General features: G+C 50.9%; 11 protein-coding genes and 1 tRNA gene. 3 read left to right on the top strand and 9 right to left on the bottom strand.

What is annotated here, in order from left to right:
- Nucleotides 1-2 precede the first annotated feature (2 nt).
- From GT409_RS14040 to GT409_RS14000, 9 genes are all read right to left on the bottom strand, one after another.
- Nucleotides 3-599 carry a hypothetical protein gene (locus tag GT409_RS14040; protein WP_160629686.1) on the bottom strand — a complete coding sequence of 199 codons (597 nt, stop codon included), beginning with the start codon at nt 597-599 and terminating at the stop codon, nt 3-5.
- Nucleotides 596-1,528, bottom strand: coding sequence for a type IV pilus biogenesis protein PilM (pilM, locus tag GT409_RS14035; RefSeq protein ID WP_160629685.1), 933 nt, complete (start codon nt 1,526-1,528; stop codon nt 596-598). Before pilM ends, GT409_RS14040 begins: the two co-directional genes overlap by 4 nt.
- A 59-nt stretch (nt 1,529-1,587) precedes the next feature.
- A complete protein-coding gene (locus tag GT409_RS16060) occupies nt 1,588-2,013 on the bottom strand; it encodes a type II secretion system protein (RefSeq protein ID WP_269844945.1) in 426 nt (141 codons plus the stop codon).
- Nucleotides 2,014-2,072: 59 nt separating this feature from the next.
- Entirely contained in the window at nt 2,073-3,359 is a 1,287-nt protein-coding gene (locus GT409_RS14025; protein WP_160629684.1) for a type II secretion system F family protein, read from the bottom strand.
- Between the two features lie 12 nt (nt 3,360-3,371).
- On the bottom strand, nt 3,372-5,057 hold the full coding sequence (locus GT409_RS14020; RefSeq protein WP_160629683.1) for a GspE/PulE family protein: 1,686 nt from the start codon (nt 5,055-5,057) through the stop codon (nt 3,372-3,374).
- A 19-nt stretch (nt 5,058-5,076) separates the two neighbouring features.
- Entirely contained in the window at nt 5,077-6,822 is a 1,746-nt protein-coding gene (locus GT409_RS14015) for a secretin and TonB N-terminal domain-containing protein (RefSeq protein ID WP_160629682.1), read from the bottom strand.
- Between the two features lie 11 nt (nt 6,823-6,833).
- Nucleotides 6,834-7,907 (bottom strand): type IV pilus twitching motility protein PilT, encoded by a 1,074-nt coding sequence (locus GT409_RS14010; protein ID WP_160629681.1) that lies wholly within the window; start codon nt 7,905-7,907, stop codon nt 6,834-6,836.
- Nucleotides 7,908-8,031: 124 nt separating this feature from the next.
- Nucleotides 8,032-8,709 (bottom strand): response regulator transcription factor, encoded by a 678-nt coding sequence (locus GT409_RS14005; protein WP_160629680.1) that lies wholly within the window; start codon nt 8,707-8,709, stop codon nt 8,032-8,034.
- 26 nt (nt 8,710-8,735) lie between these two features.
- Nucleotides 8,736-9,362, bottom strand: coding sequence for a sensor histidine kinase (locus tag GT409_RS14000; RefSeq protein WP_160629679.1), 627 nt, complete (start codon nt 9,360-9,362; stop codon nt 8,736-8,738).
- Between the two features lie 306 nt (nt 9,363-9,668).
- On the opposite strand from GT409_RS14000, the gene GT409_RS13995 reads away from it, so the two are divergent.
- From GT409_RS13995 to GT409_RS13985, 3 genes are all read left to right on the top strand, one after another.
- Nucleotides 9,669-9,743, top strand: a tRNA-Gly gene (locus GT409_RS13995).
- Nucleotides 9,744-9,764: 21 nt separating this feature from the next.
- Nucleotides 9,765-12,890 carry an isoleucine--tRNA ligase gene (gene ileS / locus GT409_RS13990; protein ID WP_269844944.1) on the top strand — a complete coding sequence of 1,042 codons (3,126 nt, stop codon included), beginning with the start codon at nt 9,765-9,767 and terminating at the stop codon, nt 12,888-12,890.
- A 92-nt stretch (nt 12,891-12,982) separates the two neighbouring features.
- Nucleotides 12,983-13,378 carry a 3D domain-containing protein gene (locus GT409_RS13985; RefSeq protein WP_160629678.1) on the top strand — a complete coding sequence of 132 codons (396 nt, stop codon included), beginning with the start codon at nt 12,983-12,985 and terminating at the stop codon, nt 13,376-13,378.
- The last annotated feature ends 375 nt before the right edge of the window (nt 13,379-13,753 follow it).

Below are 13,753 nucleotides of genomic sequence, written 5' to 3'. Positions count from 1 at the left end.
GGTTACTCCCTGAAAACCGCTTTATAACTCATAATCAGAACATCTTCTCCACCAATTTTTTCTCTGTGGGTTGTCACAGGCGTGATTGATGAAAACTGGCGATTCAGTGCCTTGTCTTTGTTCCATTGCTGAATAAAACTGGGTGGAGATCGTTGAGCAAGCGGCACTCGAATACTGAAGACAAGTTCCGAGTCGCCCTGGCTGGTTTCCTGAGAAAAACTGAGTTTATGAAGGGTGCCGTTATCAGGGCGGCTTAAAATCGCAACAATCAATGGAAGCGTCGTATGCAATTGCTCCGGCAGTGCCTGCCCCAGAGCTTCAACGGCGTTCTGGTCGGATAATAAAATCTGATTTAAATCTTCAGCGTAGGAAGGCATGGACGATGCCGACGGGTGGGTGTTGCTGAATCGCTGTTCGATTCTTAAAGCCTGTCTGTGGAAGTCGAATCCTTCTAGGACACGTCGCGTGGCAATCCCCGCGGTAATTGCCAACAGACAGCCGGCAGCACATAAATAGAGGATCATCATCCAGTACACGCGCTGTCTTTTTCTGGAGGAATAAATCAGGTCTCGCGCTAGATTGATTTCACACCAGTTCATTGTACGACCTCTCTTTTGAGTCCCAAACCAATTGCCGTGGCCTGATTACGGGCTCGGTCCCCCGCGAGAAACTTATTGTTGATTTTCAGGATGGAAGACATGTCCAATTCGCTGACAGGCAGAGATGTTTCTTCAGAAAGATTTTTTTTGAACTCATCAAGGCCAGAGAGACGTCCTGCCAAAAAAATCCGTTTGATCGGAGCATGTTTGAGTTTGAGATGATAGTAGAGCAGGGCGTTTTGAATGTTTTCCAGCAAATAAGAACCGTTGTGTTCCCATCCGGTTTCTGCAGAAAAAAGAGTGCGCGGATAATTGCTGTTGTCAGAATGCATGACAATATCGACCGAGCTTTGAGTTAGGTTGATCAGACAAACGGGTTCGGTATCCTGTTCCTTCATTAACCATGAGTATAAGTTGTTCAGCGCCGAATAACTTACATGGACATTCACTGAATAAAGCCCGGCCATTTTTATTAATTTCAGGTGACGCAATACTTTATGACGAGGAGCGGCAACCAGAGTTCCTGATAGTTTTTGAGCATTTGAATTCGAGGGCAGCTCCGTATTTAATTGCCAGTCCAGAGAAATTTCATCGATAGGGCACTGCAAAGCTTCTTCTGCTTCCAGGGAAAGAACTCTAGGCAGTTCTTCCCGGCTGATATTTTCATATTTAAAATAACGGATTAGTAAACTGCGGCTGTGCAGGCAGGATTGAACCGTACGTGTTGGTATCTTTTCTTTGCGCCATATTTCCCTGATTGCCTTGGCAACATGACGGTCATCCACTCCAGGAGAATATTCGCCGCAAACTATATTTTTGAGTCCGGCATGAAGATTTCCTGCCTGAAACCAGGCGGCAGTAATTTGACCGTCGTTAATATCAAGTCCAACCACCTGTTCCCGGGTCAGCATGCTTTTCAAACTGCTCATTCTAATATCTCCGTCTGGGCACCTCCCGCCCCGGACTTGACCGGGGCGGGCAGTATAGTTTAGTTGGCTGCTGCAATTCCTTTGGTAACCAACGAGCCTCCCCATGTGCCTGCTTGATTCAGCGTAAGATCCTCGGCGGTTCCAGTTGAGTAAACGTTAGCTCCACTGGTTACTGTGATTGTCCATGCCGCGGGGCTGGTCCAGTCAATCTCAATATCTGACTCATCGTAATATTTTGCATTTTCCAGTTCGGTTTGAGTGGTTGCCGGCAAATCAGCAGTGCTGGTAGGACCTGCACCGTTTTTTGCATAATAAACCTTACAGGCTGTAGCAACCGTTCCACACAGGTTGTGAGCCTCTGCGGCAATCGCGGTATCACGATTTGACGACAGAAGCGGAATGATAATCGCAGCCAGAATTGCGATAATCGCAGCCACGATCATCAGTTCGACCAGGGTGAACCCTGCTTTCTGTTTTCTCTTCATGGGACTCCTCCTTTTTGTTCCCTTGTTCCCGCACCTTTCCGGATTTATTCCGAAGATGCCTATCTAATATGTGCTGCTACAGAGAACACCGGCAGATAAATGCTGATGATCAACAGAAGCACCATCATTCCAAACACTGTAATAATCACGGGCTCCAGCAGCGCGGTGCTGGTTGTAATTGCAGCCTCAACCTGGTCTTCATAGGCATCGCTGACCCGATCCAGTACATCCGGCAAACGTCCTGCACTTTCACCAACACCCAGCATCCGAATCAAAAGGGCAGGAAACACATCGGTCTGATTCAGTCCAGCAGCAATGGTGGACCCTGAGATAATCTTTGCGTGTGCTTCGTCGATAGCGCGTTCAATCGCCAGGTTATCACCGATCTTTGCAACAATTCTCAGTGCGGTTGAAACCGGCACGCCGCTCTTCAGCATAATGGACAGACACCGGCAGATTCGGGCGATGATGTAGCGTTTCAGGCACGTTCCGGACAACGGCATGTCGAGCTTGATTTTAGCAATCTGCAGTCCGCCGGTTTTTGTTCTTCCGTACAGGATGTAACCAATGCTCAGTAGAGCAGCAATCCCCACAATAAAGAGAAAATGCGTAACAATATATTGATTGATGGCGAATACTGCCTGTGTGAATTTGGGGAGATCGGCATTCAGGTCTCCGAAGATTCTCTGAAAACGCGGAATGATTGCTAGAACCATAACGAGACAGATTAAGATAAAGAAGCCAGCGACAAACGCGGGATAGGCCATCAGGCTTTTGATTTTTCGGCGCAGCTTATCGCTTGACTCCATATATGCGGCGAGACGGTCCAGGGTTTCCGGCAGGGAGCCGGCTTCTTCTGCGGCCCGTATCATGCCGATGAATACCGGCGAAAATACTCTTGGATGGTTTGCCACGGCTTTTGAAAAAGGTATGCCGTCGTGTAGTTTCCGAATAATGTCATCCAGGACTCTTTTCAGGGCAGGGACATCCATATCTTCATGAATTCCTTCCAATGCTTCCCTCAACGATAATCCCGAATTGACCGAAATCGCCAGCTGCCGGCAGAAAATAGCCATATCACTAAGGCGGATACGGGCAGAGATGATTTTCTTTTTGGAGGCGAGAGTCAGGTCTTCCTTTTCTTTTGCCGACTGACGGTAGTTTTGGGCTGTTTCCCGAATGCGTTCAGTGATTGGTGAATGATGCCCATCCTGTTCCATAAGGCTGACAACGGTCAGACCCTTTCGCCGGAGTTCAGACAAGGCGCTCTGTCGGGTTTCTGCTTCGATCATATTGCGAATCAGTTTTCCGGAGGCGTCTTTTGCTGTGTAGTTGAATTGTTTCATAGCATTTCTCCGTTAGATTTGTTGAGTTACATGGAGCACCTCGTCCACGGTTGTGACTCCTGACTTCACCTTTATAAAACCATTGCTGGCAAGCGTTTCCATCCCGCCTCGAATTGCGGTATCACGCAGAACATTGTCATTCGCATCTTCAGCTACCAGTCGTCTGAATTCATCGGACACTTTGAGAAACTCAAAAATTCCGGTGCGTCCATGGAAACCGGTGTGCTGGCAATCCGGACATCCCTTGCCGTGATAGAATTTCCAGGAAGGTGCGTCCGGGCAGATTCTCGAGATTAATTCAACCTGCTCTGGGTTGGCGGTTGTTTCTTCTTTGCACCGCGAGCAGATTTTGCGAACCAGCCTTTGAGCGATAACCAGACGAACGGTTGCTGAAATCAGATAAGAGGGCACGCCGATGTCACGCAGCCGGCTGAAAGACGAGGGAGCATCATTCGTGTGCAATGTGCTTAGAACCAAATGACCGGTTAAAGAAGATCGGGTTGCAATCTGGGCGGTTTCCATGTCGCGAATTTCCCCAATCATAATAATGTCAGGGTCTTGGCGCAGGATGGAACGCAGGCAGTTTGCAAAATCAAGATTGATCTGAGGACGAATCGCGGTCTGGTTTATGCCGTCGATCAGGTACTCAATCGGGTCTTCTACGGTCTGTATGTTTCGTTCCGGATTTTTGAGGTAATTTAATGCACTGTAAAGTGTCGTGGTTTTGCCGCTGCCGGTTGGTCCGGTCAACAGAATGATTCCGTTTGGGTGATTGAGTATGGTTTTGAACTGCTGCAGCATCACCGGATCAAAACCGACATCGACCATGTCAACCAGCAGCGCTTCCCGGTCAAGAATGCGAAGAACAACTTTTTCTCCGTGAGCAACCGGAAGGACAGATACGCGCACATCAATCACTCGTCCATGAACTTTGAACTTAAATCTTCCGTCCTGAGGCAGACGGTGTTCGGCAATATCCAGTTCTGACAGAATCTTAATCCGTGTAGCAATTGCAGCATACAAGGCGCGGGGAGGAGGGGTAACTTCTCTTAAAACCCCATCGACCCTGAACCGTACGGAAACACTGCGTTCCCCCGGTTCAAAATGGATGTCACTGGCCCGGTCGCGAATGGCTCCCATCAGCAGAAGATTGACGAAACGGATAACAGGGACATCATTGGCCTGATCCTTGAGATGATCCAGTTCCACATGCATGGTGTCACCCGGATCCAGGTCCAGGTCAATGTTTTCCAGGGAGATAATATCCTGCAGACCTTCTTCAATGTAGGACTCTGCCTGATAGGATTTGTTAATCAGCCTGAGAATATCGTCTTCGACGCCAACAACACGGTGCACTTCCAGTTTCGTCTGGGAGCGCACAGTATCGATCGCGTCCAGATCGAGGGGGTTTGCCATAACGACGGTCAGTGAGTGTTCGTTGTTCTGCTCAAACGGAATCAGTGTGTAACGCTTGGCAACGGGTTCGGGGACCAGCTCAATCACTGACCGCTCGATATGGCATTCCTCTGGAATATCCATAAACGGAATATTCAACAGCTCGGAAAAGGCCTCTGCCAGTTCTTTGGCAGACGCCAATCCGCAGTGCTCTGCAATATGATGCAGAGAGACTTCTTCATCCTCATGCTCGAGAAAAAGTTCCTGCAATTGCTGCTGCGTCATTGTTTTCCGAGTGTTCATTATAGTTTTTCCTGTATTCTCAGCTGCTCAGGTCGTTCATTACAGACTGGACCTGCTGCGCATTGTCTTCCGGCTCAACCGCGTCTTCCTCTTTAGAGGCTGCAGGGGCTTCTGTTTCAACTACAGGCGCGTTTATCTCCGCCTCCGAAACATCTATTTCGACCACCGGTGCATTGGTCTCGACTTCGGATGCGACGACCACAATCTCGATGGCAGGTTCTTCTGCAAAAACCTCTTCTGCGTCCTCGACTCTGCTGCTGTTCATGTAGTCGGAGTCAGCATCTACAATCGTGGCAGAGAGGAATATCAGAAGGTCGACTGTGCGCTGATCACTCGTCTGTCTGCGGAACAGAGCGCCCAGAAACGGAATATCTCCCAGCAGAGGAACTTTGAATTCGGTCATCCCGTCACGTTCTTCGAGCAATCCGCCGATGACCGTTGTTTCCTGGTCCTTCAGAAGAATCTGGGTTTCAGCTTCGCGAACATTGATGATGGGATACTGGGTCAAGGCCTGGTTGTCCGTGCTGCCGCCAGTGGAAACAGCACCGCTTTCAAAGCCGACGATCGAACTGACAGAAGGGTGAACAATCATGTTGATGAATCCTTCGTCGCTGATCTGCGGAACCACATTCAGCTGAATCCCTATGTTTTCATAATAATCCAGTGTGGTGGAGGTAATGGCGTCGCCGCCGCTGCCCGATACATCCGATTCAATGATCGGATATTTCTGTCCGACAATAATGGTTGCCTCCTGGTTGTTCAGGGTCAGGACCCGTGGGGATGAGAGGACATTGCTGTCATCATCTTCCTGAAGCATGTTCAACAGAAATTCCGCACCACCGCTTTCAAAGCTAAGCTGGCCGAACGTATTGAGCGTACGTTTTCCGGAAATATCCGTGCTGACCGGATCAAATGCACTGGGACTGGCGTCAAAGAATTTGTCCTGAAAACTGATCGGGTTCCCGCCAAGCTTAACTGTTCCCCCGAGCTCCACACCGATGTCTCTCAGGAAATTATCGTTGACTTCAATAAATTTTGCCTCAACGAGAATCTGCTTCGGAATCTGATCTATGGTTTCGAGGACGGACTCAATGCTGTCCAGAATGCTGGGGATATCAGTGACAATGATGGTTTTACTCTTGGCCTGAGCTGAGTTTTCTTCATCTACCAAACGTTGACGTTTAGTCAATGTGGCTCCGCTCCTGGAATACATCCGGCTTTGTGCGGCGAATTCCCATCCTTTTTGTCCGCTGGTCTGCATAATACTCATGCTTCCTCTGCTGGAAAGCTGTCCTTCCAGCATTTCCTTCACATCGCCTGCATCCAGGAAGCGAAGATCGAACACTCTGGTTTCGAGCGGCTCAACAGCGGCTAAAGACGCCAAGTTTTCCAGTTCGCTGATAACAATCGTGTTTCCAACCATTCGGTAGCCATATCCGTAGGGTTTGAGGATCACTTCAAGGGCTTCATCCCAGCGAACCTGATTTAAATGAATGTTGACGTCTTCGCTGACCACTTCCGGCCCAATCACCACGTTGCGCTGAGTCTGCATCGCAAAGGCATTCAACACCTGACGGATCGTTCCGCCATCCACCTGTATGGATACATAGTCGGATGTTCCTGTTGCGCTTATTGTGTCTGTCTCGTTCGTCGCGGACAGCTCCTCTCCCGTCATCTGCGCAGATGCCGATAAGCACAGCAGCATGCTCAGCAGTATGCTGGTTTGCACACCAAAGGGTGGCTTCCGATGGGTCTTGTTCCTCATAACCAGTCTCCTTATTGTTTGTGAGCTTCGATGAGTCGAAGCAGCTCCCTGGGTTTCACCGTCCGGTTAAGGGCGGCATGTGCATGGACAAGATCGAGCTCAAGAAGCTCACGCAACGACTCATTCATCGTAACCATGCCTTCTTTTCGCCCGGCCTGAATCATGCTGTAAATCTGTTCGATCTTCATTTCGCGGATCAGGTTCTGGATTCCGGAATTAACCCGCATCACTTCGCAGGCCAAAACCCGTTTGGAATTATCCTGAGTCAGCATCAGCTGCTGTGCGACAACGCCGATCAGCACCTGAGAAACCTGGAAATAAATCTGCTGCTGTTGATCGGATGGAAATACATCCACAATCCGGCTGATGGCATGCGTCGTGTCCTGGGTATGAAGGGTCCCGAGGATCAAGTGGCCTGTCTCTGCTAATGTCAGCGCAAGGTGGATGGTTTCAAGATCGCGAAGCTCTCCGACCATAATCACGTCCGGGGACTGGCGGAAAATGCTGTGCAGTGCGCTGCTGAAAGATTCCGCATCGCTGCCGATTTCTCTTTGGTCAACAATGGAGCGAATATGATGATGTTCGTACTCAATCGGATCTTCAATGGTGATGATATGAGCCGAACGATGGCGGTTGATGCGGTCGACCATCGAGGCGAGTGTTGTGGACTTTCCACTGCCGGCCGGCCCCGTCACCAGAAACAGCCCCGAGGATCGCCCGCTGAATTCTTCTATAATCTTGGGCAGTCCCAGCTCCTGAGCCGATGGGATTTCGTCTGGAATAATGCGTGCCGCCAGCGCAACGTTTCCCCGCTGGTAATAAGCATTCATTCTGAATTTTGAAATGCTGGGGAAATCGATGGAAAAATCGACGGACTTATATGTTTCAAAAACCAGCTTTTGATGCTCGCTGAGAATTTCCAGAACCATGCTCTCAAGCTGCTTTGCAGAAAGCGGCGCATCATCTTCCGGCTCAAGCAGTCCATTGATACGAAGCTGGGGGGCGGCGCCAACCGTCAGCAAGAGATCCGATGCCTTTTTTTCTCTTACAGCTTTTAGTAATGGTTCTATTTGTTTTTTACTCATTGTTCCCTCCGCGAAAGAACAATTATCTATTCGGAAGGAAAAATGCAATTGGGGCTAAGCTGAACCTTCTCAGGGCGAAAAGCTTAGAGCCTTATCAGGGAAACCCTTATAGGAATATGGAGTTTTATGACGCCTTAGACTCGGTTTCGACCCAATGGACGGCCCGATACGTCAGTTCCGGGGCATCTTTCAGGTTTAACTTGTCTTTGATGTGCAATCGATAGGTTTCGATCGTTTTGATGCTTAGATGGAGGCGATCTGCAATCCGGCGAGTGGAATATCCGTTTCCGATCAGCTCAAAAACTTCCAGCTCACGGTCGCTCAGCTTCTGAACACCGGTCGTTGCTTCCTGCTGAACGGATGAGCGGTTCTGACTCATCTGTTTCAGCATGCGGGTCGTCATTTTCGGACTGAGAAAAATTTCACCCTCCAAAACTTTGTGAATAGCTTTCAGAAGAACGTCCGGATTCTCCTGTTTCATCACGTAGCCGTTGGCGCCGGCACTGAGCGCCCGTTCTGCATAGATATCTTCACCGTGAATGGAAAAAATGAGAACCGGAATGTTCGGATTGAGTTGTCGAATTTCCTTGGTCAGCTCAATCCCGTCTGTGCCGGGCAGGGATATGTCAGAAAGAATCATATCCGGGGCCAGTTTATTCATTTTTGAGATGCATTCTGCGGCGCTGGTGGCTTCTCCACAGATAAACAGATGGTCGTCATCGTTGAGCAGCTGATGCAGTCCCTGCCGAACAACAGGATGGTCATCGACAATCAGAACCTGGAATCGCTTGTTTGAACTCATAGGATATCTTTCAGGTAGAGATATGATTAAGGCAGTTGGAACGAACAGACAATGCCGATGTAATCATCGGGATAACGAAGAATATCCAATTGTCCGTTCATGACTTCTGCCCGGAAATGCATGCCGGTCAGCCCAATGCCGGTCAGTTCGGAAAAGGAATTCAGGTTACACTTATTGCTGTTGTTGCGAATAATGAGTTCGCCGTTTTTTGAAGAAGTCCCCGGGCGCAAACGCACATCAATCTGATCCGCCCGACTGTGCCGAATGGCGTTGTTGATTGCTTCCGCCGCAATAAAATAAAGATTTTTTGCGATATCCGGATCGGCCAGAGGAACAGGCAGTTCGTTGGAAAAAGAGCAGCTGATATCATGGATCTGCTGGATCCGTCGGCAGAGAATACGTATTGCCGCTGCCGCGTCACGATTGTGAAGCTCAGAAGGGGCCATTCCGGACACAACAGCCCGCACCTGATCAATCGCATCGTCCACCAGTTCAGAAATCTTCATCAGTGACTCTGCTTCCTGGTGCCCGGACTTGCGCAGCCGATGTTCAACCGCTTTGCTGAGCAGACTGATGCCGGTCAACTGCTGACCGATCGAATCATGCAGATCCCGACCGATTCGGTGTTTTTCCATATCGCACAGCCTCAGCATTTGCCGTTCCATGTCATTGGCACTGCCTCTCAGGCGCGGAAAAAAATCTTCGCGATCCATATTCATATGATCTTGTAGTCCTGTGTGCAATTTTATTGCTGGTAATAGTCTAGCGTCACTCCAGAGCCAGTCAAGACCGCAAAAGAAGCACTTTGAATCAGTTTTTTTCAATGATTTAAAGAAAAACACTTTCTGGTGATGCCGGGTTTCCCCATGTTTTGGAAACTTTACGCGGAAAAGTTCCATTCATTGAAAAAACTCCCTTGAAACTTGCGGGCTCTAAGCCGAAAATCCCTCTTTCTATTTGCGGGAGTAATTCAGTGGTAGAATGGCAGCTTCCCAAGCTGTTCGTCGCCGGTTCGAGTCCGGTCTCCCGCTCCAGTTTTTTGAATGAAAGAGAAAATGATGTTTAAACCGGTTTCGAGCAAAGTGGACTTCGCCGCCATGGAAGAGGGGATCCTCGCTTTCTGGGCTGAAAACGAAACATTTAAAAAATCGATCGAAAATCGGTCGGCGGACAACGAATATGTCTTTTACGACGGACCACCGTTCGCCACCGGTCTGCCGCATTACGGCCATTTGCTCGCCGGAACCATTAAGGACATTGTTCCCCGCTACCAGACCATGCGCGGCCACCGCGTCGAGCGCCGTTTTGGCTGGGATTGCCACGGCCTGCCGATCGAAGCCCTCGCGCAGGATGCGCTCGGGCTGGCCGGCGCACCGGCCATTGTTGACGCCGGAATCGACGTGTTTAACGAAAAATGCCGCTCCATGGTTTCCACGTATGTCGAAGAGTGGGAAAAAACCGTCACCCGTATGGGCCGCTGGGTCGACTTCCAGAACGACTACAAAACCATGGACAAGGATTTCATGGAAACCATCTGGTGGGTCTTTTCCGAACTTTGGAAACAGGGCCGCATCTACCGCGCCCACCGTATCATGCCCTACAGCTGGAAGCTTAACACGCCGCTCTCCAACTTCGAGGCTGGTCGCAACTACCAGGACGTGCAGGATCCGTCCGTCACCGTGCGCGTTAAGCTCAAAGGCTTTGACATCGAAAACGCCTGTGCGCTGGTCTGGACGACCACCCCGTGGACGCTTCCCTCCAACCTCGCCATCTGCGCCGGGCCGGATATCGACTACGTCGCTGTTCGTGATGAGGAATCCGGCGATGTCTTCGTGCTGGCGGAAGCCCGCCTCAGCGCCTACTACAAAAAAGAAGAGCAGTACGACGTCCTCAAAAAAATGAAGGGATCGGATCTCAAGGGACTGACCTACGAGCCGCTGTTCGACTATTTTAAGGACAACGAAAACTCCTTCGTCGTTCTCAATGACGACTTTGTTTCGACCGAAGACGGATCGGGGATCGTGCATATGGCTCCGGCTTACGGGGAAGACGACTACCGCATCTGCTCCGCTGGAAATATTCCGCTCGTCGAGCCGCTCGACGTCGACTGTAAATTCACATCGCAGGTTCCGGAATACGAAGGGCAGTTTTGCAAAGATGCCGACAAAGCGATCATCAAGCGCCTCAAAGACGAAGGTAAACTGATCCATCAGTCCACCATCCAGCATAGCTATCCTTTCTGCGAACGCACCGATACGCCGCTGATCTACCGCGCCATCGACGCGTGGTACGTTCGTGTCGAAGACCTGCGCGACGAAATGCTCGCTAACAACGAGCAGATCCACTGGACTCCAGAGCATGTCGGCACCAGGCGTTTCGCCAACTGGCTGGCCGATGCCAAGGACTGGAACATCAGCCGCAACCGCTTCTGGGGTTCCTGCATCCCGGTCTGGGTGAACGTCGACGATCCCGATGACACGATCTGTGTCGGCTCCGCCGCCGAGCTTGAAGAGCTTTCCGGCAAAAAGGTCACCGACCTGCATAAACATTTTGTGGATGAAATCCTTATCGAGAAGGACGGTAAAACCTACAAGCGCACCCCCGAAGTGCTCGACTGCTGGTTTGAGTCCGGTTCCATGCCGTACGCCCAGCAGCACTATCCCTTTGAAAACCGTGAGCACTTTGAAGGAAACTTCCCGGCGCAGTTTATTGCCGAAGGGCTCGACCAGACTCGCGGCTGGTTCTACACTCTCATGGTGCTCTCCACCGCGCTCTTCAAAAAGCCCGCTTTCAAGAACGTGGTCGTCAATGGTCTCGTGCTGGCCGAAGACGGTCACAAAATGTCGAAAAGTAAGAAAAACTATCCCGACCCGCTGCACGTGGTGCACGAGTACGGTGCCGATGCACTTCGTCTTTATATGATCAACTCGCCAATCGTCAAAGGTGAGTCTCTTCGCTTCTCCGAAGAGGGAGTGAAACACGCGCTGCGCCATCTGCTCATTCCGCTTTGGAACTCCTACAGCTTCTTCGTCACCTACGCCAATGTTGACGGCTGGACGCCGGATGGAACCCGGCCGGGCCAGAGCGAAAACCTGCTCGATCGCTGGATCGAAAGCTCGCTGGCAAACCTTTGCCAGGAAGTGACCGCGGCAATGGACAGCTACGACCTGCAGCGCGCGGTCCGTCCGTTTGTCGCCTTCATCGAAGACCTGACCAACTGGTACATCCGCCGCTCGCGCCGCCGTTTCTGGAAATCCGACGACGACGGCGACAAGCAGCAGGCCTACGTTACGCTCTATCATACTTTAATTGAGCTCTGCAAAATCGCCGCGCCGTTCACGCCGTTCATTGCCGACGAGATCTACCGCAACCTGCGCACTGACGATATGCCGGAGTCGGTACACCTGTGTGACTTCCCGACGGCCGCCGGCGCTAAGCGCGACGAGGATCTCGAAAAACAGATGCGCATTGTTATGGATGTCGTCGTGATGGGGCGTCAGCTCCGCAAGGACAACGATGCCAAAGTCCGCCAACCGCTGCGTCGCCTCGATGTTGTCAGCCGCGACAGCGAACTGCTCAATCAGGTCGATGAACTCAAAGAAATCATCGAAGAAGAGCTCAACGTTCGCAGCGTGGTCTTCGGGGATGACGAGTCCGGTTTCGCAACGCTCACGGCAAAAGCCAACTTCAAGGCGCTCGGTCCAAGGTTTGGAAAACAGATGAAAGCGGTTGCCTCCGCAATCGCCAATCTGGACGACGCCGCGCTGAAAGCGGTCGCCGCCGGTGGCAGCACGGATATCGTTCTGGAAGGCGAAACCTTCGAGCTGACCGCCAATGATGTTCTGGTTGCGCACGAACCGAAAGAGGGGCTTGCCGTACAGACGCAGGGCGCACTGGTTGTGGCGCTCGACCTCGAGCTAGATGACGATTTGATTCGCGAAGGCCTCGCCCGCGAGCTGGTTAAGGAAGTGCAGAACCTGCGCAAAACCTCCGGTCTCGAAGTGACCGATCGAATCAACCTGACCGTTTCGTCCGACGAGGCTGTCAGCGAAGCGATTGCTGCCTACGACGAGTACATTAAAAACGAAGTCCTCGCGCTCACCATCGAAACTGCTCAGGTCGACGGAGAGCAAGCTGATCTCAATGGACATCAGTGTGTAATTGCTCTGCAAAAGGCATGAGGAAAACAACCACGAAATACACAGGTTACGCGGAACGTTCCAAACATTGGAAAACCTGCTTCTGTGTATTCAGTGGTTGTTTATTTTGTTTGATGCTGTTTGCGGGCTGCTCGACGGTTCCAAATGGAACGCCTCAGTCGATCTGGATTGAGACGACAGGCTACTGTCCCTGCGGAAAATGCTGTGGATGGCATCGCAGCTGGATTCCGCCGTTTCGGCCCGTTTATTCGTCCGGCCCTCTTAAAGGAAAACCCAAAAAAGTCGGGATCACCGCGTCAGGCACGAAGGCAAAAAAAGGAACGATTGCCGCTGACACGCATTATTATCCGTTCAGAACCGTCATGTATATTCCCGGCTACGGAACAGGAAAAGTGGAAGATCGCGGCGGAGACATCAAGGGTCCGGCTCGGATCGATCTGTTTTTCAACTCGCACGCTGACGCGCTGAAATGGGGCCGAAAGCGTCTGCGCGTGCAGGTTTGGAACTAAAAACTCCCAATCATTGGATTGGGAGTGATTTGAAGTGGTGGGCGATACAGAATTCGAATCTGTGACCTCTTGCATGTCAACCCATCATTGGCCATTCAGCCATGAGTCAAACTGTTTCAGTAAGTCTCTGACTATGCGCACCTTGCGATATTTTCGGGCGTGTGTCAAGCCCGTTGACAAAGCATGAAAAACGGCGGTTTTTGACGGGTAAAAGCCACACTTTTGCCACACTTTTCAGACCGTTTCAGCCCCGATTTCTGGGCTGTTTCTTGCATGTTTCGCAAGAGGTCAGAGCACCCATCCGGGGCAACGTGCTACTCGTTTAGAGGCGTCGCGCACACGTCCGAAACGGCCAGATACGGCACTCTGAAATTT

This window comes from Tichowtungia aerotolerans (assembly GCF_009905215.1).
Lineage (GTDB): Bacteria > Verrucomicrobiota > Kiritimatiellia > Kiritimatiellales > Tichowtungiaceae > Tichowtungia > Tichowtungia aerotolerans.
Note: the sequence above shows the minus strand (reverse complement) of the source record. Positions and strands in the feature narration are given on the sequence as shown.

What these genes read in the sequence shown, in the direction of transcription:
- GT409_RS14040 (WP_160629686.1), bottom strand. Translation starts at nt 599, where the DNA reads ATGAACTGGTGTGAAATCAATCTAGCGCGAGACCTGATTTATTCCTCC.
- pilM (WP_160629685.1), bottom strand. Translation starts at nt 1,528, where the DNA reads ATGAGCAGTTTGAAAAGCATGCTGACCCGGGAACAGGTGGTTGGACTT.
- GT409_RS16060 (WP_269844945.1), bottom strand. Translation starts at nt 2,013, where the DNA reads ATGAAGAGAAAACAGAAAGCAGGGTTCACCCTGGTCGAACTGATGATC.
- GT409_RS14025 (WP_160629684.1), bottom strand. Translation starts at nt 3,359, where the DNA reads ATGAAACAATTCAACTACACAGCAAAAGACGCCTCCGGAAAACTGATT.
- GT409_RS14020 (WP_160629683.1), bottom strand. Translation starts at nt 5,057, where the DNA reads ATGAACACTCGGAAAACAATGACGCAGCAGCAATTGCAGGAACTTTTT.
- GT409_RS14015 (WP_160629682.1), bottom strand. Translation starts at nt 6,822, where the DNA reads ATGAGGAACAAGACCCATCGGAAGCCACCCTTTGGTGTGCAAACCAGC.
- GT409_RS14010 (WP_160629681.1), bottom strand. Translation starts at nt 7,907, where the DNA reads ATGAGTAAAAAACAAATAGAACCATTACTAAAAGCTGTAAGAGAAAAA.
- GT409_RS14005 (WP_160629680.1), bottom strand. Translation starts at nt 8,709, where the DNA reads ATGAGTTCAAACAAGCGATTCCAGGTTCTGATTGTCGATGACCATCCT.
- GT409_RS14000 (WP_160629679.1), bottom strand. Translation starts at nt 9,362, where the DNA reads ATGCTGAGGCTGTGCGATATGGAAAAACACCGAATCGGTCGGGATCTG.
- ileS (WP_269844944.1), top strand. Translation starts at nt 9,765, where the DNA reads ATGATGTTTAAACCGGTTTCGAGCAAAGTGGACTTCGCCGCCATGGAA.
- GT409_RS13985 (WP_160629678.1), top strand. Translation starts at nt 12,983, where the DNA reads ATGCTGTTTGCGGGCTGCTCGACGGTTCCAAATGGAACGCCTCAGTCG.